This window comes from Floridaenema flaviceps BLCC-F50, assembly GCF_041929275.2.
GTDB lineage: Bacteria > Cyanobacteriota > Cyanobacteriia > Cyanobacteriales > Aerosakkonemataceae > Floridanema > Floridanema flaviceps.
This window is the reverse complement of record NZ_JBHFNR020000001.1, coordinates 2788134-2812251: the sequence shown is the minus strand read 5'-3', so window position 1 is coordinate 2812251 and position 24118 is coordinate 2788134. Positions and strand designations below refer to the sequence as shown.

At 43.3% G+C, this 24118-nt stretch carries 8 protein-coding genes; 7 read left to right on the top strand and 1 reads right to left on the bottom strand.

The window, feature by feature from the left end; translation table 11 throughout:
• Positions 1-385 precede the first annotated feature (385 nt).
• A complete protein-coding gene (locus ACE1CI_RS13505; RefSeq protein ID WP_413264003.1) occupies positions 386-1159 on the top strand; it encodes a 7-carboxy-7-deazaguanine synthase QueE in 774 nt (257 codons plus the stop codon).
• Between the two features lie 18 nt (positions 1160-1177).
• Complete coding sequence (locus tag ACE1CI_RS13500; protein WP_413264004.1) at positions 1178-1906, top strand: AIM24 family protein; 729 nt, start codon at positions 1178-1180, stop codon at positions 1904-1906.
• A gap of 132 nt (positions 1907-2038) precedes the next feature.
• Here ACE1CI_RS13500 and ACE1CI_RS13495 read toward each other — a convergent pair whose 3' ends face one another.
• The gene (locus ACE1CI_RS13495; RefSeq protein WP_413264005.1) at positions 2039-2656 is read right to left on the bottom strand and encodes a DUF3611 family protein; all 618 of its coding nucleotides are present in this window, start codon (positions 2654-2656) and stop codon (positions 2039-2041) included.
• A 183-nt stretch (positions 2657-2839) separates the two neighbouring features.
• On the opposite strand from ACE1CI_RS13495, the gene ACE1CI_RS13490 reads away from it, so the two are divergent.
• The 5 genes from ACE1CI_RS13490 to ACE1CI_RS13470 all read left to right on the top strand — a co-directional run bounded on the left by ACE1CI_RS13490 (position 2840) and on the right by ACE1CI_RS13470 (position 24118).
• Complete coding sequence (locus ACE1CI_RS13490) at positions 2840-3001, top strand: hypothetical protein (protein WP_413264006.1); 162 nt, start codon at positions 2840-2842, stop codon at positions 2999-3001.
• Positions 2970-4205, top strand: a complete 1236-nt coding sequence (locus ACE1CI_RS13485; RefSeq protein WP_413264007.1) for a glycoside hydrolase family 10-like protein — start codon at positions 2970-2972, stop codon at positions 4203-4205. Before ACE1CI_RS13490 ends, ACE1CI_RS13485 begins: the two co-directional genes overlap by 32 nt.
• 559 nt (positions 4206-4764) lie before the next feature.
• Positions 4765-8664, top strand: coding sequence for a CAAX protease (locus ACE1CI_RS13480; RefSeq protein ID WP_496615450.1), 3900 nt, complete (start codon positions 4765-4767; stop codon positions 8662-8664).
• 815 nt (positions 8665-9479) lie between these two features.
• On the top strand, positions 9480-15962 hold the full coding sequence (locus ACE1CI_RS13475; RefSeq protein WP_496615449.1) for a Calx-beta domain-containing protein: 6483 nt from the start codon (positions 9480-9482) through the stop codon (positions 15960-15962).
• A gap of 662 nt (positions 15963-16624) precedes the next feature.
• Positions 16625-24118 carry an ExeM/NucH family extracellular endonuclease gene (locus ACE1CI_RS13470; RefSeq protein ID WP_413264232.1) on the top strand — a complete coding sequence of 2498 codons (7494 nt, stop codon included), beginning with the start codon at positions 16625-16627 and terminating at the stop codon, positions 24116-24118.

Genomic DNA, 24118 nt, shown 5'->3' with positions numbered 1-24118 from the left:
GAAAAGAAGCAGAAATAATTACCATTGGGGAATTTCTTAAATTCAGAATAACCTGGTTTCCCCATTTCTGGGTAGCCTTTCTCCGTAATCTTAACTAAAAAAATATACTCTAATCTTATTTTGTAAGCTTCATATAAATTTCTTGGTGAATAAATTTCTAATATAAGAAAACACTGATTTTTTTAAATATATTTTACAATCATTAATATAATGATAAATAAGTTTATGTAAATTCACTTATTCTCGATACTAAACAAACTTGGTAACATCTCCTTCTTACCCACAGGCTCAAATCAAGGAATTACGTTAAGAAACCGGGTTTGTGTGTAAGTCCTAAGTCAGAAAAATAAAAGCTAGTATTGTTTCTTTGCAGATGAGACTAAAAATGACCGATAATTACCCAAAAGCGCGACTAATTGAACTATTTTCCGCAATTCAGGGCGAAGGACTAAACGTTGGTACTCGCCAAATCTTCATCCGCTTCGCAATTTGCGACTTGCGCTGTCACTATTGCGATAGCGCCCACACCTGGCAAACACCATCTACCTGTAAAATCGAACAAACACCCGGAAAACGCGATTTTATCAACTATCCCAATCCCGTTGAGCTATCATCATTATTGAACTGGGTAGAAAAGCAAAATCAACCCGGGTTGCATGACAGCATCAGTTTGACTGGTGGGGAACCGTTACTTCACGCAAATTTTTTAGTTCAATTTCTCCCGCAAGTACGTAAAATCACTGGGTTGCCCATCTACTTAGAAACAGGGGGACATCGCCCGGAACAATTAGCAATGGTTTTACCCTATTTAGATTCTGTGGGTATGGATATCAAATTACCCAGTGTCAGTGGGGAAAATTATTGGTCAGCGCATCAAGAGTTTTTAAAGTTATGCCATGATGCTAACTTGGAAACTTTTGTCAAGCTGATTATTTCCAGTGAAACTAATCCCCAAGAGTTAGAATTAGCGGGAGAATTAGTAGCAGCTTGCGATCCGAAAATTCCGGTATTTCTACAACCTGTAACCAGCATTGCTAATCAACCAAACATATTAGCACCTGCGCCAGATTTGGTTTTAGAATGGCAAGCTTTAATGAAGCGGTTTGTTAAACAAGTGCGGGTAATTCCCCAAACTCATAAAATGATTGGTCAACTTTGAAAAAGTGTAATTGATGATATGGAATATGTAGTTAAAGTTTTAGAACCGACAGATTTGTGGTATCTGCAAAATAACATCAACAAAGAAACTAACAAATATTACCATCCGACGAGAACTATTCCCTTTGTTCAGCAAGTTGAAATACATCTAGAAAATTCGGGAGTAATCATTCAAAAAGGAGCTTTACACAGATGTATCGGTAGATTATCTTATGAAATTTACAAAACTGATAATCGCTTAAGAGATATTTGGGTAGCTTTGACCACAGAAATTGAATATAACGCCCCTGTTTATAGAGGGACTGGTACTGTACATTTAGAACCCAGACAAAAAGGTAATTTTTTGCATTATACAGCGATCGCGATCGCAGAAAATGAACAATGGGAATTTGATGATGGCGTATTTCAATTTTGCTCCAATAATGTAGTAATTGGTGCTAAAAGATTGAAGTATCGACAAATGCTTGGTTCTAGCGATGGCAGATGGAGAATTGCCATTAAAGCTTTACCCAATCAAACAGCAAAAGCTGTATTGGGAACAGTTTCACCTGCGAAAGTGGTGGAATTAAACAGAGGTGAAATCTTAATCGCTGATTTTGATATGGTTAAAGGTTTCACTAAAGGAATTGCGGAAGATTATCGCAAATTAGGTCATTTTGGTAGAGGTGGAGGTGAAGGTTTTGTCTGGGTTTATGAGGGAGAAGGTAAATTATTAGTTACTGAAACTGAGGGAATGGGATTGGGTTAATTTTTGGTATCCAGATCCCCGACTTCTTTAAGAAGTCCAGATCCCCGACTTCTTAAAGAAGTCGGGGATCTAGAATCGCAGATCCCCGACTTCTTTAAGAAGTCGGGGATCTAAGAAGTCGGGGATCTGCGATTATTCACGACTTAACCAATTAATTAAACTCAAAAAAGTTACAGTTCCGACAAAGTGAGCCGTAATTCCATTCATGTTTGCTGCTGCTACGAAAATATCTAATGACCGAATAATTCTGTTGGGGTCGTAAATTGCTACACCTTGAGGTTGAGTAATCGATTTGGATAATAATACTCCGATCGCTACACCACCGCCTAAAATAGTTAACAACATTCCCACCAAACCTGCAATTACACCCCAACGTAGAACTTTTAAAACCTCTGATTTGTGCGGATGATTTACCACGTTTGAGTTGAATAATCTCCTGGCTAAACGAGTTAGACGGAAAGCAATAAAAAGACCAAATAATAAGGCTAAAATTCCGCATCCCGCCCAAAACATACTAATTCCAAGTCCGGGTGTTGTACCTTGATTGAAATTAACTACTTGTCCTCCCGGCGCGGTGGTTTCTATGGCGCGATTGAAAGTGCGACCGGAAATTGCCAAAATTAACATCAGGGAAGTAGCAGCAAGCAAAATTAACTGTACCCAAAAAGCTGCCCAACCTGTCCAGTGTAAAACATTAGCAATTCTCTTCAGTTTGAGATCCGTTATGGCTTCTTGTACATGAGTTTGCATGGAAATTTTCCTATCTTTCTGTGTCCAGATCCCCGACTTCTTCAACAAGTCGGGGATCTAAATATGCTCACGCTAGCGATGCTTTCGCCAAATTTCCACTTCCATAAGAAAGAACATCTCTGAGCTTTTTAAAATCCGTAAACCTGAATAAATTATCTGTAGATGTAATTAAATCAAGTTCTTTTGCCCACAAGCCAAAATTTACGGACTGAGCAGAAATACCTGTATAATGTTAATCTTAAAGATTTATTAAGACGGTATGCAACTACGAGCTTTGATAGCAAACTCACGATTAAAGTCAAACAAATCAGCTTTGCTCGGCAAAGGATGGCGGCGATCGCCTAACTACTTTGGCTTACTCGTTATAGCATCACTAATCACAGTTTTGCTAATTGGTCAACCCATCAAAGCATTTGCCCAAATAACTTTCATTCCCCAAGAACAGATTGCGCCACCAGTTGCACAGCCACCAGCGACGGAAATTCGGGGAGTTTGGATGACGAGCAATGACACTGATGTGCTAATGGATAGCGCCAAACTGCAAAATGCGGTGAATCAATTAGCACAATTGAATTTCAACACCATTTATCCAGTAGTGTGGAATTCTGGTTATGTGCAGTATCCCAACAGTGCATTAGCGCAACGAACAGGCATTTATCAATCCTATATCGGCAGAGGTTCACAGGGACAAGATATCCTGGCAGAATTAATTAAATTAGCTCATAGCAAAGGATTACTAGTAATTCCTTGGTTTGAGTTTGGTTTCATGGCTCCGCAAAGTTCCGAATTAGTGTTAAATCATCCCGATTGGCTAACACAAAAACAGGACGGTAGTCAAACATCAAATAGTGCAGCTGGGGAGGTAGTTTGGTTAAATCCTTTCCTTCCCGAAGTGCAGCAATTTATGACTGATTTAGTGTTGGAAGTTGTCGATCGATATAATATTGATGGGGTGCAATTTGACGATCATACCTGTTTACCGAATGAGTTCGGGTACGATCGCTACACCCTAGCCTTATACAAACAAGAAACTGGCAGAGATGCACCAGCAAATCCTCAAGATCCCGCTTGGGTGCGTTGGCGTGCAGATAAAATTACCGCTTTCATGACTCAACTTAATCAAGCAGTCAAACAGAGAAAACCCCAAGCAATTTTTTCTGTTTCACCTAACCCTTACATCACCGCTTACAATAGTTTTTTGCAAGATTGGGTAACTTGGGTAGAACAAAATATTGTCGATGAATTAATTGTGCAAGTTTATCGCCCTGATATAAATAGTTTTCTCGATCAAATTGGGCGATCGGAAATTCAAGTAGCGCAACAAAAAATTCCTACCGCAGTCGGTGTTCTCACAGGGTTAAGAAATCGCCCAATGCCTATGCCACTAATTAAGTCTAAAGTACAAGCAGCACGCGATCGGGGTTTAGGTGTAACTTTCTTCTTCTACGAAAGTCTTTGGGACTATGCACCAGAACCCAGCGCCGAACGAAAATCTAACTTTAAAGCTCTGTTTAATTCCCCCGCTTCTCGCCTAACAGCACAACAATAAGGCTCCAAGGCACGAGAAGTCCCCTTTTCCCAACCATACTTAGAATGTCAGCCCTCTCGTAAAGTACGCTTGCAATAGGGGACTAGGGACTAGAGACTGGGGAATGGGAAGAGAGTTTTAAGTTTTGAGTTAATAGACATCGACAAAAAACCTTGTAGAGACGTTATATATAACGTCTCTACAAGGTTTTCAGGTAATGCGCCTTGAATTTCTGGAGATGTCTAATGAACTTCCCCATCTTTGCGTCTTTCCCAGGAAAAATTTGTTTTTTTGAGATTTTTCCTTATAAGTAGGTGCAAATAAATAAAGTGAAAATAGTTATTTAAAGATGGGGCGGGCAGGATGCCCACCCCACAAGATTTACAGCTTTCTTGTGGGGTGGGCATCCTGCCCGCCCAGTTTTCAGTTTATTTACATTTACCTACTTATTAGTTTTATTTTGTTTGGCTAAACTAGCGAAGCAATAATTTCTGTGTTATTTACTGTACAACCCTGATAGGGTTATACATTGAGCATTATATTCTCATCTTTCAACTTGTTCTGTTAGGGGAACACTGCCATGAGTACAACGGCTTCATCAAAGTTCTGGGAATTAATCGGTGAGGTATTTAGTTTTAATTCTGACGCATTTGAAACTATTGTTAATCTACCCGATGGAATGCCGCTAGCATTGCTGGTGGTGGTATTAGCTGGTTTATCTCTGAGTGTGGGACAAAGTATTATCCTGTTCATTAACCGGATTAAGCCATCCCGTTTTGTTTTTAGCTTGTTGCTGAATGCAATTCTTTTTACCTTTGGCTTTATATTTTTAGTATTTAGTACCTGGCTGATTTGTCTGTTACCTTGGTCGGTAAAAGCTCCCTTTTTGCAACTGATGAAAGTGTTGGGGCTAAGTTATGCACCTTTGTTATTCAGCTTTTTGGGTGCGTTACCTTACTTAGGAGTGCCGATTTTGAATTTACTATCGGTATGGCGCTTGCTGGCAATGGTTGTGGGTTTTAGTGCTGTTACTGGTGTGAGTGAGACGATCGCACTAACATACGTAGCATTTGGCTGGGTAGTTCTGCAACTATTAGAAAGTACCATTGGACAACCGATCGCCAAATTTGGGAAAAAACTTGCCGATAAAGTTGCCGGAGTTAACTTAGCCACCAAAGATCAAGAACTCCGGCAAATACTCAGTTCCGGCATCGCCCAAACTTCTTCACCCATAATTACTGCCACTCAAACCACATTACCAGAAGTTAGAGACTTGATCGAGGCATCCGGGCGATCGGCAACTGATGCCGCCCAAACCGTCGCCCAAAAATTAGCCAACCAACCAAGAACATCCTCAGAAATTAACGTTACTCAAAGCATTGATACTTCCGATCCCATTGTGCAGCTAGGACAGAGTAGCCGCAGCATTTCCCAAGTTATCAAGTGGGTTCTGGGTTTGCTAGCAATGGTAATCATTTTTATTGTCGTAGCCGATCTAATGCGCCCAATTCGCGATCTATTATTTGGCTGGTATGATGAACTACCGAGATTTTTGCGCTTAATTTTTAATTTAGTTTGGATTGGTGTAGTGGCGATCGTCTTCGCTGGCTTACTCGCACCCCTAGAAACCCTTGGCTGGTGGGCAGGTTGGTACGGCGATGATTTAAATACTGTATCGCGGACTTCCCCAGTCCCTAGTCCCCAGTCCCTAGTCCCCAGCCCCCAAAAACTCTCCCGTTACATAGTTTACCTCGATGGCATTGGGCAATCTGGCGAAGAGTACACCCCTGATGTAGAAGACTTTCTCACTGCTTTCAAAGCGGTTTTACCCCAGAACGTGAAACTGATCCAAGGATTAATGATGTACTCCGTACTCAATAAACCCTTGGATGAAGACCGACCTTTAGCATTTTTGTGGCGACTGGCAGATAAAATGCGCCTTTCTAACCCAACTGCATTATTAGGAGTAATACTCAACCTGCGAAATGTTTTTATTGTGGCAGTTTCCGCAGATCAACGTTACGGCCCGATCTACAATCAAGGCATTGCACAAGTACTTTACAACGGGCTAATTGCACAAGGTTATCACCCTGGGAGTGGTGTGCCGATTACACTGATTGGTTATAGTGGCGGTGGGCAAATGTCCGTTGCTGCTGCGCCATACTTGAAACGGGCAACGGGCGCATCGATCGATGTCATCTCGTTAGGTGGGGTAATGAGTGCCAACAACAACTTCCTGAAATTAGAACACCTCTACCATTTAGTTGGAGAAAAGGACAGCATCGAACGCATTGGGCCGATTATTTTTCCCGGTCGTTGGAAATTATTCTTCTTATCTTACTGGAACCGCGCCAAACGCAAAGGGAAAATTAGTATCATTTCTCTTGGGCCTGTGGGACATCAAGTTCCGGGCGGAATGATGGACCCGAAAGCATTTTTACCTGATGGACGCAGTTATTTACAGCAGACGATCGAAGTAATTTGGCAAATTCTCGAAGGTAAGGCATTGATGGCAACTTACCCAACCAAGAGAAAAACTAGCAACTACGCACTTTATCAAGCAGCAGCCTTTAACGATCCCGCTTATTATCCCCTTAATCAAACTGTAGACCCCACCCTATATCGCCCCATTGGTGATTGGATGGGTCGCTTGATTTTACCCACACCAGAACAAAGGCAACAAGTGCGGGGAGCATTGCTAGAAATCTATCACGCCCCGGATAATTATCAACATTTAGTCGGACAGATAGTAAACTTGCGTTGGAGCAATCACCCCTTTGCAAAAAAGCTAGTCGCAGCAGTCACCAGAGATGTTCACTTTAGCGTCGATGCTGAGTATAGCAGCAAATATGGTGGGGTAATTCATCCCGATCGCTTAAACCACTGGCAACAAGTAGACCCTTTAGAATCCTTAGCTGGCTCCCGTCCCACAGATGATGTCATTGTCATGTTGCATGATGTAGTAATGGTAGAAGAGATCGGGAGCACAGGAACACAGGAGCAGAGGGGCAGAGGGGCAGAGGAGCAGAGGGGCAGAGGGGCAGAGGAGCAGAGGGGCAGAGGGGCAGAGGAGCAGAGGAGCAGAGGGGCAGAGGAGCAGAGGAGCAGAGGAGCAGAGGAGCAAGAAAACTCAAAAAACGAAGCTAGGAACTTTCCTATTTCCCTTTACATCTCCACTACACCAGTACAAATTACAGGGCGTTACTATGCACTGGTAAAATTTATCAAACCGATTCCTGGTACAGATAAATTCCGCGTTTGGCATTTCAATAAAGCAACGCGAAAGTTTGATGGCATTGCCGAAACTGTCAGAATGCCAGAGGTAAAGGCAAATATTAATGGTTGTTTTCCTTCCACTACTGGCAGTATTGAGAAGGTTTCACTCAACGAACAAGGTTGGTATATTTACGGTGCCAAAGATGCGTCGGGAACTTTTGTCGTGCAGTCTATCGCTCCCCGTGCTTTGTTGCAACTGCAACCACAAAAGGTAATTTTTGGTCGCAAACAAGGGGAAAAATATATCCGCAAAGATGCTTGGGCAAATCCAGCGGCAAACAAGGGTAGAATTGCTTCAGTATTGCTCAGTCCCCGTCAGCAGGGAATTGCAGAAGCGATCGCCCAATGGCAAGAAAACGACCTGGCTTTGCTCATCCACACCTACGGCGGTATCGGTGGGAAAAAGAAAGAACCAGCCGCTAGCACCCCCATTTTCTTTGGACATTTTGCTTATGGTGTAGCCCAAGTAATCCGGGAACCTTTAACTGATGAATTAAGATTTGATATTCGCTATCACCAGGTTTATACTCATAACACAGATGGTATTATCGCCGGAACTTTGCATTGGTCACGTTACATGGGCGATCGCCAATTCGGTTGGGCAGGTGTGCGTCCAGTGTGCGATATTTTGATTAAACTCGATTCCTTTACAGGCTTCTACGATATTGATGGCTTCCAGGTTTCTCCCTTAGTAGAAATGTTGCGTCAACTGCAAGTCATGGCTGCTCGTTATCGCATTGGTGATGGCACAGGCGGAACTTTCGTTGGCCCTGCTAACAACTGCGCCCAAGATTCTAATCAAGCATTGTTTGCTAGTATGAATCAGACAGCAGATTATTTGCAAGCCCACCCGGAAATAGTCAAAAAATTACTTGAAGTTAGTCCAGAACAAGAGCAACGCTTCTGGCAACTCAAACAGTTAAAAAAAGAACTGCGGCGAGAACTGCAACCTTTGGGTCGGCTTCGCTCTGATTGGGAAAACAATGAGTATAATTTGGGCAGTACTTTGGAAGATCACCCATTACAAAACCTATTAATTGGTTTAGGTAGTTGGCGCACCCTTCTTCCCCGTGTTGCCAGTGAATCGATCGCTCAAACTTTTCTCAAATATGGCGCAAGTATCTGGGTTTTACGCACTAATCAAATCGGCGGTTATGATCGCGATATCCAACCGATCGCACCTACGAGTTTTCCCCTAATTTGATCCCTCCGAGTTTTCCTCTAATATCATGTCCGGTTAATCAACCATAATATCCTTTACCCATACTGTAGAGACGTTGCATGAAACGTCTCTACAGTATGGGTAATCAAGCAGACATGATATCAGTTGTAAAGTTTTTGGTAACTAAGTAGGTAGATATAAATAAAGTGAATACTAAGGCGGGCAGGATGCCCACCCCACAAGAAAGCTGTAATTCTTGTGGGGTGGGCATCCTGCCCGCCCCATCCTCATATAACTATTATCACTTTATTTATTTACACCTACTTACTTAAATCGTTTCCTGAGCACAACAAAAGACTCTCAGCGTAGCGGCGCGTTAGCTCCGTCCTTACAACGAACTAGATTTAGGTTTTTTCAACTAAACAAATCACCACACAGAAAATTTAAATCTCATCTCCGTGAATTTACTCTAGAATTTGCAATAAAGCTCATGATAAGTTGAGTGTGTTGACTAATAAATATTTATCTATTGCATCTCCATAAAACTAGTTATAACCTAGCCCAGATTAGCCTTTGTGCAATTTTTCTTGGTTGGTTTATTGCTAGTGACCTTTTTATGCCCAAATAACTGATTCGTTTACTTAAAGGGAATCACTTAATGTTTGCACTTTTAACTGGATACAGAACCAATAAATTTATCTCGGTGTATTCTAACTCTCTTTTTTGATTAAGTCAAGGATAAATTTGGCAGTTTTGATAACTGCGAAGCAGCCTTTTCTTGACTAACTCGTAAATTACTAATTTTTACTTTCAATCCTTTTCGATTCTGCAACTAAATCAACTACAGGAGATATTTTATGCCAGGATTTTCCTATACAAGCACCACCGACTCGCAAACCTCTGTAACTGCTCAATTAGTTATTATTGATTCACAAATTCCAGAAATCGAGGTTCTGCTTCAGGGGTTAGTGCCGGGAGTACAAGCGGTGATACTCGACCCCAACCGTGATGGCATTGAGCAAATCAGCGAAATCCTTAATCATCAAGCTACTCAGAGTCTCACTCTGATTGCTCACGGCTTTCCAGGGGGGCTAAAACTGGGAGCAGGCAGCTTGGAACTAGGAAATCTGAACCACTATGCCGAGCAACTGCAAGCTTGGTTTGCCCCAAACCCCGTACAGTTGCACTTACTCGCCTGTAACGTAGCGGCGGGAGATGCTGGCGCAGAGTTTGTGGAGCGGTTAGCGCAGTTGACGGGAGCCATAGTCAGCGCCAGTGCCACACCCATTGGCAAGGGGAAATGGTTAGATGTGGCGGGGCAAGTTCTACAACCCACAACCTTGCTTGGTTATAACCATACGCTGGGTTGGACAACTGTGGGTACGGCTGGCTTCTCTGCTGGAATTGCAGCCTACACCGACTTGGAGTTCGGCAGCGCCAACACTCCTTATGTGGTCTATCGGGATAATGGCAACAGCAATAAAGCGACAGTGATGAAGTTCGACGGCAGCAGTTGGACAACTGTGGGTACGGCTGGCTTCTCTGCTGGAATTGCAGGATACACCGACTTGGAGTTCAACAGCGCCAACACTCCTTATGTGGTCTATCAGGATAATGGCAACAGCAATAAAGCCACAGTGAAGAAGTTCGACGGCAGCAGTTGGACAACTGTGGGTACGGCTGGCTTCTCTGCTGGAATTGCAGCCTACACCGACTTGGAGTTCGACAGCGCCAACACTCCTTATGTGGTCTATCGGGATAATGGCAACAGCAATAAAGCGACAGTGATGAAGTTCGACGGCAGCAGTTGGACAACTGTGGGTACGGCTGGCTTCTCTGCTCCATTTGCAAGCTTCACCGACTTGGAGTTCGACAGCGCCAACACTCCTTATGTGGTCTATCAGGATAATGGCAACAGCAATAAAGCGACAGTGATGAAGTTCGACGGCAGCAGTTGGACAACTGTGGGTACGGCTGGCTTCTCTGCTGGAAGTGCAGTCTACACCGACTTGGAGTTCGACAGCGCCAACAATCCTTATGTGGTCTATCAGGATAATGGCAACAGCAATAAAGCCACAGTGATGAAGTTCGACGGCAGCAGTTGGACAACTGTGGGTACGGCTGGCTTCTCTGCTGGAATTGCACTATACACCGACTTGGAGTTCGACAGCGCCAACAATCCTTATGTGGTCTATACAGATGGGAGCAACAGCAATAAAGCCACACTGATGAAGTTCGACGGCAGCAGTTGGACAACTGTGGGTACGGCTGGCTTCTCTGCTGGAGCTGTAGCATACAACCACTTAAAGTTCGACAGCAACAACAATCCTTATGTGGTCTATCAGGATTGGGGCAACAGCAATAAAGCCACAGTGATGAAGTTCGTCCCCGATGCTAATGTTAACCTCTCCGTCAACACTAACACAGGCACAGAAGCCGGAACTACAGCAATCACTGTTACCGCTACCGCTTCTAGTGCAGTTTCCGGCAACCAAACAGTTAACTTAGCAGTTACCGGAACAGGTATAACCGCAGGCGACTACAACCTCAGCAACAGCACTATCACCATTCCCAACGGACAAACTACTGGTTCCGTCACCTTCACCGTTGTTGATGATACTTTAGTTGAAGGAACAGAAACCGCTACCTTAACCATCAGCAACCCTTCATCTGGATTAACCCTTGGCAGCACTACCAGTCAAAACATTACCATTACTGATAATGATTCCGTAACTTTAGGAGTTCTCAATGGGCCAAATAGTTCTCCTGATGCAGTTGGGCCAACAAATAACAACGATGACTTTACTAATAAATCTTCTCTAGTTCCGGCTAACACATCACCAGGAAGTACATTAGACCCAGAATTAATCTTCTTTCTTAACAGCGTTACGAATACAGGTAATCAAACAGCCAATATCTCATTATTACCTACGGCACCAGCCACCCCAAGTCAATTGCCTACGGGTACAGTAGTGACTATTGGCTACATGGGCAATTCTGCTACTTATACTTACAACGGCACAGGTTTTACATTTACAAATGGCAGTGGTGTTGTAGGCGGCAACCCAGTTAGTGCATTCAACCCCGTACAGCTCATTGGAATGCCACCAACAACGAGTGCTACAGCCATCTACTCTGTCAGTGTCGATCTGCCTGCTGGTACTCCTCTTTCCACTGATATTCAACGCGGCTTCCCTGTACCAATCACAGCATTCATTGACAGTAATGGTAATGGCTTGGCAGATGATGCAGTACAAAACAGCACGATCGATCGCGTGTACACAGGTTTCCTGCAACAGGTGACTCAAACCCGAATTTTGCAAGGAACAGGGCCAGCCGTTCAAGGTACTGACGGTACTCTCTCCACAGCACCAAAAACATCTGCGTCAGGAAACATTGTTGAGTACGTTGTGCAGTACCAAAATATTTCCGAAGCCCAGCCAGCCAGTGGAAGCGGTAATAAAATCTTGAACGCTGGCAATGTGGTGATTAGCGAAGACGGCACTCTCAATAATTGGGCAAAAGATAATGACTCCAATAATGTAATTGATACCAGTTACGTTACTGGCTCGGCACAGGGAGCAGGAACAATTCAATATTTTAGTGGCGACCCTGCTACTAATCTTTTGGGTGGCGAACAAAGCGGTAATACAGCAGCCAGTGATGTCACCAAATATGTAAATACTCTCAATAACCCAGTTGCACCGGGCACATCGGGAACGTTTATATTACAACGACAAGTTAATCAGAATACTGTCGCTCAGGTAATTAATAACACTGCAAACGGAGCTTACCAAGATCCAAATAATTCAAGTGTAACGCTCAATGCTGTTTCCAACCAAGTAAGTGTGGGTATTAACGCTGCTTTACCCACAGTTTCGATCGCAGCTACCGATGCCAACGCCGCTGAAGCAGCACAAGACACAGGCACTTTCCGCATCACCCGCACAGGCAACACCATCAACGCTTTAACAGTAAATTACACCATAGGTGGAACGGCGACCAACGGCACAGATTACAACAACTTAACAGGTACAGCGACGATCGCAGCCGGACAAGATTTTGTCGATGTCACGATTACACCAGTTGATGATACCGCAGTTGAAGGGAGTGAAAACGTTACCCTGACTTTAGTTGATGCTGCTAACTATGATTTAGGTGCAACTACTGAGGCTACGGTAGCGATCGCTGATAATGATGCTGCCACAGGATTAATTCCCCCAGTTATCAATAATTTTGACAATAGCAATGCAGTAACAGGTTGGCAAACATTCAGTGTTGACTCAGATCAACTAAACACCTGGAATGTTTCTACCTCTTTTTCCAACGCGGAAGCAAACGGATATCAGGATACAGCGCCAGCGAATGACTGGTTGATCTCTCCTGCCATCAACCTCAACACCACAACAGGTGAAGTGGTTTCTTTCAGTTCCTTAACTAGGTACACCGATTCCGGCATTACTTTTCCTCAACTGAAGTTTCTTTATTCCACCAATTACAGTGGCAGTGGCAACCCTAACGCTGCTACCTGGACAGAACTAAGCTTTACTCCACCAACAGTAGATAGCAATACTTGGACACCCTCTGGAAACATTGATATTTCAGGCATTTCTGGCACTAATGTTTACTTTGCTTTCCAGTATCAATCTTCTGGTACTACAGCCACGAGAGCAGCACTGTGGCGAGTTGATAGCTTTAATATATCACTGCTGAACACAGTCAGCATTGCTGCCCAAGATGCCAACGCCGCTGAAGCAGCACAAGACACAGGCACTTTCCGCATCACCCGCACAGGCGATACCACCAACGCCCTCACAGTCAATTACACCATAGGTGGAACGGCTACCAACGATACAGATTACAACAACTTAACAGGTACGGCGACGATCGCAGCCAATCAATCTTTTGTTGATGTAACTATTACACCAGTTGATGATGCCGCAGTTGAAGGGAGTGAAAACGTTACCCTGACTTTAGCTGCTAATGCTAACTATACTTTGGGGGCAAATACTTCGGCTACGGTAGCGATCGCTGATAATGATTATCCTAGCATCAACCTTTCCGTCAACACTAATACAGGCACAGAAGCCGGAACTACAGCAATCACTGTTACCGCTACCGCTTCTAGTGCAGTTTCCGGCAACCAAACAGTTAACCTAGCAGTTACCGGAACCAACATCACCGCAGGAGACTACAATCTCAGCAACAGCACCATCACCATTCCCGACGGACAAACCACAGGTTCTGTCACCTTTACTGTTGTTGATGATGCTTTAGTTGAAGGAACGGAAACTGCCACCTTAACCATTAGTAACCCTTCATCTGGGATTATCCTTGGTAATACTACCAGTCAAAACATTACGATCGCTGATAATGATGTTGTACCCCAAGTGTCGATCGCAGCTACCGATGCCAATGCAGCTGAAGCAGGACAAGACACTGGCACTTTCCGCATTACCCGCACAGGCAACACCACCAACGCCCTAACAGTCAATTACACCACAGGTGGATCGGCGACAAACGGTACAGATTACAACAACTTAACAGGCACAGCGACGATCGCAGCTGGACAATCCTTTGTGGATGTCACAGTTACACCTATAGATGATGCCGCAGTTGAAGGGAATGAAAACGTTACTCTGAATTTAGTTGATACTGCTAACTATATTTTGGGGGCAAATGCTACAGCAACAGTGGCGATCGCAGATAATGATTACCCAAGCGTCAACCTTTCGGTCAGCAGCAACACAGGCACAGAAGCAGCACAAACAGCCATTACTGTTACCGCTACTGCTTCTAGTGCGGTTTCTGGCGACCAAACCGTTAACTTAGCAGTTAGCGGAACGGGTATCACCGCAGGTGACTACAACCTCAGCAACACCACTATCACCATTCCCAACGGACAAACTACAGGTTCACTTACCTTGACTATTGCTGATGATACTTTAGTTGAAGGAAGCGAAACCGCCACATTAAGCATCAGCAACCCTTCATCCGGGATTACCCTTGGCAGTACCACCACTCAAAACATTAGCATTACCGACAATGACACTGCCGGGGTTTCTATTTCCAAATTAAACATCAATGTTACAGAAGGCGGCGTAACTGATAATTACACAGTAGTTTTGGCAACTCAACCCACCGCACCAGTAACAGTAAATCTTACTCCCAGCAACAACCAAATTAACTTAGGTGCAGGTGCAGGAACCGCAATTTCTCTCAACTTTACACCAAATACTTGGAGTACTCCCCAAACTGTAACCGTAACAGCGATCGATGATACCCAAGTTGAAGGAAATCATAGCAGCAGTATCAGTCACAGTGCGACTAGCAACGACAGCAATTACAACTTAAATCTCGCTAATATTGCTGTTAGTATTACCGACAACGATACACAACCAACACCAACACCAACTCCCACCCCAACCCCAACTCCCACACCAACCCCAACTCCCACACCAACCCCAACTCCCACCCCAACTCCCACACCAACCCCAACACCTAACCCCTATAACTGTGACTGTGAGGACGTAGAAAAGTTAGTAAATAATAGTCACAATGGGACACTTTCTAATAGTAATCCCCCCAACGATTTGCTCTTGGGAACTGATAACTCTGATGATTTAAGAGGTGGAATTGGTAATGACAGTATCTTTGGTAGGTCTGGTGATGATTTGATTTTTGGTAATCAAGACCAGGATTTCATTAATGGTAATAAAGGCAATGATACCATTTTTGCCGGAAAAGACGATGATTTTGTTCGCGGTGGTCAAGGTCATGACCTAATTTCTGGTGATTTAGGTAATGATACTCTGGCTGGCGATGGGGGAAATGATACCGTTTATGGTGTGGTTGGCAATGACGTTCTCTTAGGTTTTGAAGGTGATGATTTTCTCAATGGAAATCAAGGTAATGATACGGTTTCTGGTGGCGCAGGTAACGACATTGTGCATGGTGGTCAAGATGATGATAAGTTGTGCGGTGATGCCGGAAATGATACTCTCTATGGCGATCTGGGTAATGATAGCATCTGCGGTTGTGAGGATGATGATTTAATTTTTGGTGGTGCTGGTAATGATACGATCGCAGGTGGCACAGGTCGTGATACTTTTGTCTTAGCATCTGGTGCCGGAAATGATATTTTCCTCGATTTTGCCGTTGCTGAAGATAAACTAGGTTTAACTGGTGGTTTAACTTTCTCAAGTTTGATAATTACCCAAGGAACAGGCGCTCAAGCAAATGATACCCTGATTCGCATTGCTGCCAGTGGTGAACTGTTAGCTTCCTTAGTCGGAGTATCAGCGAGTTCGATCGCTTCAAATCTGTTTACTACTGTCTGATAATTTCGCCTCACTAAATGGGCGATCGCCAATTCGATTGATAAATGTACATCCGGGGTGGAATTTTTTGATAAAGAGCGCACCCCGGATACATTTTTCTTCTCCATATTGCTAGTAACGCGATCGGTCCGTTGTGACGACTAGCGCTAACGCGCCGCTACGCTAACAGTCGTTCCCTTATCCAATAGAAGGACTGAAGTCCTCACAACGAACCAAATTTATTAGCAATACCTGTTTTTTCTAACTTAAATAATTAATTTACAGAATATTTAAATTTCTCTCCGTAAATCTACTCTGGTTACACAATAACCCTCATGTTACTTTGAGTTTGTTGACTAATAAAGTCCATATAATTACATCAAAAACTACTGGGTTTTAGCCTTTGTCCCATCTTCTTTAGCTAGTTTGTCACTAGTAGATTTTTCTGACTAAAGAACCGATGAATTCACTTAAAGGAAGATGTATAATCTTTTTATTGGTAACTATAAATTAAGTAAAAAAAAATATGTAGAATGTTTTTTAATCGTTGCAATTGAGTAAGTCAAGGCTAATATTTGTGGTTTTAAATAACTGCGATCGGTGGGAGCCATTAATTCATAAATTACTAACTTTTTACTTTCAGTTCGTTATTCGTGGCAAACAACTTCTGAGGACTATTAACAATGGCAAATGTAGGAGATATTGTTTTCATTGGCTACAACGGTATTGGAAATCCCGAAGGTTTTGCCTTTGTAGTGATGAACGCATTACCGGGTAACGATATTATTAAATTCACTGATAATGCGATCAACAGTGCAGCAGCTAACGCATTCCGCACTACTGAATATGCAATCCAGTGGAATGTTCCAGCAGCAGGTGTTGCAGCAGGTACAGTAGTAGCGATCGCTAACTGGGGTTCAACTAGTACCATTTCATTCAATGATGGTTTAGGTGGATCGATTACCTCAGCTGCTACTGTTGGAACATTGACTGTAGGGATTGAAAACCAAAATATTGGAGGATTTAACAATAGTGGGGATCAGATATTTGCTTACACGGGAACTCTGACTTCCCCCACAATACTTGCTGGACTAGATGCTTCCTCTTCACCGATCGCTACTGGCACTCCTGACTCGCTGACTACTTACGCACCACCTCCAGGAGTTCCATTTACCAACCTTCCAAATGGGGTGAATGCCAAGACCATTTTTACATCCAATCCAGGCGCACAGTCAATTACCAATCTGACAAACCCAGCTAACTTCTCTACCAATACAACTGTTTTTACATTCACCGACATTACACCATTTGTCGTATCTACACCAACAGTAACGATCGCAGCCACCGATGCCAACGCCGCCGAAGCAGGACTTGACCCAGGCACTTTCCGCATTACCCGCACAGGCAACACCACTAACACCTTAGCAGTCAGTTACACCATTGCTGGACAAGCGATAAACGGCATTGATTATAATCCCAACTTAACAGGTTCAGTGACCATCCCTGCTGGGCAATCCTTTGTGGATCTCACTATTACACCTGTAGATGATGCCCTAGTGGAAATGAATGAAACCGTTGCTCTCACTTTGCTTCCCAGTGGTGCTTATAATCTGGGCGCAAATACTTCGGCAACGGTGACGATCGCTGATAACGATCAAGTAGCTCAACCGGATTTAAGCACTGGTATTACTACTCCTGGCCCACTAACTGTAGGTACACCGTTTAATTACACATTAGATGTTCAAAATAATGGCACTGCTAATGCCAGCGGCATTGTATTAAACTTCACTTTACCTGCCAATGTTACCTACAATGGAGTCAATAATGTCGGTGGCGGTTTTATCAATCCAACTATTTCTGGTTCTACACTTACTTTTACAGGTGGAAGCATCAATGCAGGTAGTTTTGCCCAAATTAATGTTAACGTTACTCCCACTCAAGCAGGTGTTCTCGGTGGCACTACCTTAGTTGCCGATCCTAACAACAGTATTGCCGAAAGTAACGAAGCAAATAACTCAGTTACTACGAATACTTTTACAGTGAATGCCGCACCAGGAGTTACGATAAATCAAACTGACGGTAGCACTAATGTAACCGAAGGTGGTGCAACAGATACCTACTCAGTTGTCTTAAACACTCAACCCACTGCTGATGTAACTATTGCGATTAATTCCGGCAATCAAACAACTACCAATCCGACAAATCTTACCTTTAATACTGCTAACTGGAATGTGGCGCAAACTGTCACTGTCACCGCCGTTGATGATGCGGTAGTTGAAGGAAATCATACTGGGACAATTACTCATACTGCTACTAGCAACGATACTAAATATAACAATATTACTATTGCTTCTATCACTGCTAATATTACCGATAACGACTCCAACAACACTGCTCCAACTATCACCGAAAATAGTGCCACACCATTTTTAAATCTTGCTGCTACGGGAACGGGATATGTTAGCGGTGCGATCGACGATCCTACCGATCCAGCAAAGACTTTAGGAATTGATTTTACAGTTGCCGATACGGAAACTCCTAACCCAACTGTGTCGATTCTTAGTAGTAGCAATACTGCTGTTGTACCGTTAGCAAATTTAAATCTGACGAACACGGGAAATAATTACAATCTGAAAATTAATCCCGCAAGTGTTGGCTATTCTGATATTACGGTTAGAGTTACCGATGGTGGTGGTGCAACTGCGGATTATGTAATTAAATATGCTGCTTCTGCGGCTTCAGTTAATCCGACAACGACGAGGTTTTTAACTGGTGCTAGTGATGCGAGTACAGCAGTAGCGATCGACTCCAACTATATGTTAGTTGCGGACGACGAAGATCAAAAAATTAGATTGTACGATCGCAAAAACTCCGGTTTACCCCTCAAAAGTTTCGACTTTACCTCTTCCCTTGGTTTAACTGATATTTCCGGCAGTATTCCCAGAGAAGTTGATATCGAAGCATCCACCAGAGTTGGCAACCGAATTTACTGGTTAGGTTCCCTTAGTAATTCTAGCAATGGCGATCCTCGACCCAATCGCGATCGTTTATTCGCCACCGATATTTCTGGAACTGGTGCTAATACCACACTTAATTATGTTGGTCGATACGATAATTTAAGAAACGATTTAATTGCTTGGGGAAATGCCAACGGTTATGGTTTTAGTAATAGTGCTGCTACTGGTGTAAACCCTGAAGCAAGTGATGGTAGCGGGTTTAATATTGAAGGATTGACCATTGCACCAAACGGTACTACCGCCTACGTTGCTTTCCGCGCCCCAAATGTACCCACTCTTTCTCGTCAAAAAGCCTTAATTGCACCCATTACTAACTTTACCGACTTAGTAACAGGTGCAGCAACAAACGCAACGATCGCCGCACCAATAGAATTAAATTTAGGCGGACGGGGAATTCGAGAAATCCAACGCACAGCTAATAACCAATACTTAATTATTGCTGGCCCCCCCGATGCCGCAACAGGCACAGCACCGAAAGATTTTCGTCTCTACACTTGGACAGGTAATGCCAATGATACTCCTATATTAAATTCCGCAGATTTAACCAGCCTGAATGCTGGAGGAAGTTTTGAGTCTATTTTAGAGTTATCTTCAAATCCTTCTAGTGCCGCTTTTTTGGGACAAACCACTTTTAATACTAGTTTCATTCCCCCCGGTGCAGCGGGAACAGTAAATGGGCAACAAGTTGCATTGGGAGGTTTGTCTGGGGTAACTTATGATGCTATTAATAATCGTTATTATGCTATTTCTGACGATCGCTCTAATTTTGCCCCGGCTCGTTTCTATACCTTTACTACCGACCCATCTACGATCGCAACCACTGGCGTAAACTTTACCAATGTTACTCCTCTGAAAAATCCCAATGGTAATTTCTTTGCGCTCAATACCGTAGACACTGAAGGAATTGCTTTTACCAGTAATGGTACTGTATTTATTTCTTCCGAAGGGGAAGCTAATCCTAATGTGGGTCGTGTTACCAATCCCTTCATCAAAGAGTTTAACTTGGCAACAGGCGTGGAAGTGCGATCGCTCCCCGTTCCCGCTAAATTCCTGCCTGTAGTAGAAGACACTAACAACAGTGGGTTAATTGATGCTGGAGATACCCAGACTTCAGGCGTGCGAGATAATTTATCATTGGAAAGCCTGACAATCAGCCCCGATCGAACCAAGCTTTATACTGCTACTGAAAGTGCCCTGTTGCAGGATGGCCCGACTGCAACCACCGCAGCCGGATCGCGCAATCGCATTGTGCAATACGATCTAAGCAGCGGACAACCGCAAACAGAATACCTCTACAACACCGATGCAAGTCTTGGTGGGTCTATTGAGAAAGGATTAGCCGATTTGTTGGCGATAGACAACCAAGGCACACTCCTAGCCTTAGAACGTTCCCTCGTTGCTGGTGGAGGCTACACCATCAAGATTTATGAAGTCAGTTTGCAGGGGGCGACGGACATTAGCAGCATCAATTCTTTAAGTGCTCTGAGTCCTGCACAATTAAATGCGATCGTCCCTGCACAAAAACGCTTACTCTTGAATCTGAACAGTCTCAATTTGCCTGCTGACCCCTTTCACCCCACTGGATTAGACAATATAGAAGGGTTAGCTTTTGGGCCACAGTTGCCTGATGGGAGGAGAGCGATCGTCCTAGTCAGCGACAATAACTTTCAACAAGCTCAATATACTCAAATCTTATCGCTGGCTTACGATCCTCAATCCACCGACAACCGAATTCAGTTATTGGTAGATAACGGCGACACCACCTTTTACAACGATGGAACAATAGCCAAAGATTTAACCCAAGATAACTGGCAAAAATTCCGCAGCGAAATCATCACCCTTGGTGTACCAGCGATAGCTAAAATTAGCGAAATTCAAGGAGACGGTGCAACTAGTCCTTTAGTTAACACAACCCAAACTATAGAAGGTGTCGTTGTCGGTGATTTTCAAACCCCCACAAGTGCAAACGGTTTAGGCGGATTTTTCTTACAAGAAGAAACGATCGATGAAGACGGAAACCCCTTAACTTCCGAAGGTATTTTTGTATTTGCCGATCGCAACATCCTTGATGTTAGCGAAGGACAAAAAGTTCGGGTAACAGGTACAATTTCCGAAACTTTTGGACAAACTCAAATTACTCCCACCAATGCTGCTGCCATTCAAGTTCTCACAGGTGGTTCTTTAGCGCAAGTAACACCCGCAACTGTCAATTTACCTTTTGCAAGTAGCACTTTTGCCGAACAATTCGAGGGAATGCGGGTAAAAATTACCCAACCTCTCACGGTTAGCGATACTTTTGAATTAGTTCGATTTGGTGAAATTACCTTATCAAACGGCAGATTATTTCAACCTACTAACATAGTCAGTCCAGGTGCAGCAGCAACCGCCCAACAAGCCGCAAATAACCTCAACAAAATTATTCTTGACGACGGCAGAAACGGTTCCTACCAAACTCCTTTTGCTTACGGTTTTAACTCCACAAACCCCATCCGAACTGGACAAACAGTTACCAATATTGAAGGTGTCTTGAGTTTTGGTTTCGACAACTACCGCATTCAACCAACTGTTACTCCCACATTTACCGGAAACCCCCGGACAAATGCGCCAGAAAATGTTGGCGGAACTCTCAAAGTAGCATCTTTTAACTTACTCAATTATTTTAACGGCCCAAATTTCCCCACTGCCAGAGGTGCGAGTACATCCGCAGAATTTACCCGCCAACGTGATAAAACAATTGATGCCATTCTCAAGATGAATGCCGATATTATCGGATTAATGGAATTAGAGAATGATGGATATGGAAGTGATAGCGCCATTCAAGATTTAGTTAATGGTTTAAATAGTTCTGCTGCTAAACCTAACGGAGTTACATATTCATTCATCAAACCCAGTTCCTCTAAGTTTGATTCCGATGAAATTACTGTTGGTTTAATCTACAATTCTGCGAAAGTTACACCTGTGGGTAATGCTGCTATTTTAAATACAGGTGCTTTCGCTCAAGGTCTGCATCGTCTACCCTTAGCCCAGACTTTTCAAGATATCGCAACTGGGGGCAAATTTACCGCAGTAGTTAATCATTTTAAATCAAAAGGTAGCGCTCCTGCTGCTGGCGATCCGAATGCCGATCGAGGCGACGGACAAGGCGCTTGGAATTTAGCAAGAACTCAAGCTGCTAATGAATTAACTGCTTGGTTAGCCACCGATCCAACTAATAGCGGTGACTCGGACTTTTTGATTGTTGGTGATTTAAATTCCTACGCTAAAGAAGACCCAATTACTGCTATCAAAAATAACGGTTATACTAATTTAATAGATCAATTTGTCGGTCAAAATGCTTACTCTTTCAACTTCCAAGGTCAAGCAGGATACCTCGACCACGCTTTATCCAGCAGCAATTTAACTTCCCAAGTAACTGGTGCAACCGAATGGCATATTAACGCCGATGAACATCCCTTAATCGATTATAACCAAGAGAATCTGCCTAATGGTGGCCCTGCTAAACCAGCAGATTTTTACAATGTCGATCCTTACCGTTCTTCGGATCACGATCCTGTAGTAATTGGGTTGAATTTAGCAACACCAAATATTAGTATTCAAGCGATTGATGCGAATGCTTCAGAAGCAGGAAATGATACAGGAACTTTCCGAATTAGTCGCAGTGGTGGCGGTTCGATCGGTGCGTTGAATGTCAGTTACACAGTTACGGGACAAGCTAATTCAAATGATTACAATCCCAGTTTAACTGGTGTGGCGACTATTGCGGCTGGTCAATCTTTTGTTGATGTGACAATTACGCCTGTTGATGATAGTTTGGTGGAGGGAAATGAAAGTGTAATTGTTAGTTTGGTTGATGCGATCGATTACGATTTATCTACAAACAATTCCGCTACCATAACAATTACTGACAACGACACTGCGGGAGTCACAATTTCCAAATCAAATACCAATGTTACCGAAGGCGGCGCAACTGATAATTACACAGTAGTTTTGGCAACTCAACCCACCGCACCAGTAACAGTAAATGTCACTCCTAGCAACAACCAAATTAACTTAGGTGCAGGTGCAGGAACCGCAATTTCTCTCAACTTTACACCAAATACTTGGAATACTCCCCAAACCGTAACAGTAACAGCAGTAGATGATACTCAAGTTGAAGGAAATCACACTAGTAGTATCAGTCACAATGCCACTAGCAACGACAGCAATTACAACCTCAATCTCGGTAATGTTGCTGTTAATATTACCGACAATGATACACAACCAAACCCACAACCCAATCCGCAACCAGAACCACAACCAGAACCACAACCCAATCCAACTCCTCAACCTTATGATTGTAGCTGTGAAGACTTAGAAAAGTTAGTAAATGATAGCCACAATGGAAAACTCCCTAATGATAATCCTCCTAATGATTTGATTGTGGGAAGTGAGAATTACGAGCTAATTTTTGGAGGAATTGGTAATGATAGTATCTTTGGTAGATCTGGTGATGATTTAATTTTTGGTAATCAAGATCAGGATTTTATTAATGGGAACAAAGGAAACGATACTATTTTTGCGGGGAAAGACAATGATTTTGTCAGAGGTGGTCAAGATAATGACTTGATTTTTGGTGATTTAGGTAATGATACTTTGTCTGGCGATCGCGGAAATGATACAGTTTTTGGTGGGATTGGCGATGATGTTTTATTAGGTTTTGAAGGCGACGATTTTCTCAATGGAAATCAAGGCAAAGATACGGTTTCTGGTGGAGAAGGTAACGACATTGTGCGCGGTGGTCAAGATGATGATAAATTGTGCGGCAATGCCGGAAATGATACTCTGTACGGCGATCTGGGTAATGATAGCATCTGCGGTTGTGAGGGTGACGATCTAATTTTTGGTGGTGCAGGTAATGATACGATCGCAGGTGGCGCAGGTAGTGATATTTTTGTCCTAACATCTGATGCAGGGAATGATGTTGTTTTGGATTTTGCGATCGCTCAAGATAAACTAGCTTTAACAGGTGGTTTAACTTTCCCAACTTTAACAATTACCCAAGGAACAGGTGTTCAAGCAAATGATACCCTGATTCGCATCGCTGCCACTGGTGAACTGTTAGCTTCCTTAGTTGGAGTATCAGCTAGTGCGATCGGTTCTAATCTGTTTACCACTGTCTGA

Coding starts and splice junctions, on each gene's coding strand:
- ACE1CI_RS13505 (WP_413264003.1), top strand. CDS start 386: ATGACCGATAATTACCCAAAAGCGCGACTAATTGAACTATTTTCCGCA.
- ACE1CI_RS13500 (WP_413264004.1), top strand. CDS start 1,178: ATGGAATATGTAGTTAAAGTTTTAGAACCGACAGATTTGTGGTATCTG.
- ACE1CI_RS13495 (WP_413264005.1), bottom strand. CDS start 2,656: ATGCAAACTCATGTACAAGAAGCCATAACGGATCTCAAACTGAAGAGA.
- ACE1CI_RS13480 (WP_496615450.1), top strand. CDS start 4,765: ATGAGTACAACGGCTTCATCAAAGTTCTGGGAATTAATCGGTGAGGTA.
- ACE1CI_RS13475 (WP_496615449.1), top strand. CDS start 9,480: ATGCCAGGATTTTCCTATACAAGCACCACCGACTCGCAAACCTCTGTA.
- ACE1CI_RS13470 (WP_413264232.1), top strand. CDS start 16,625: ATGGCAAATGTAGGAGATATTGTTTTCATTGGCTACAACGGTATTGGA.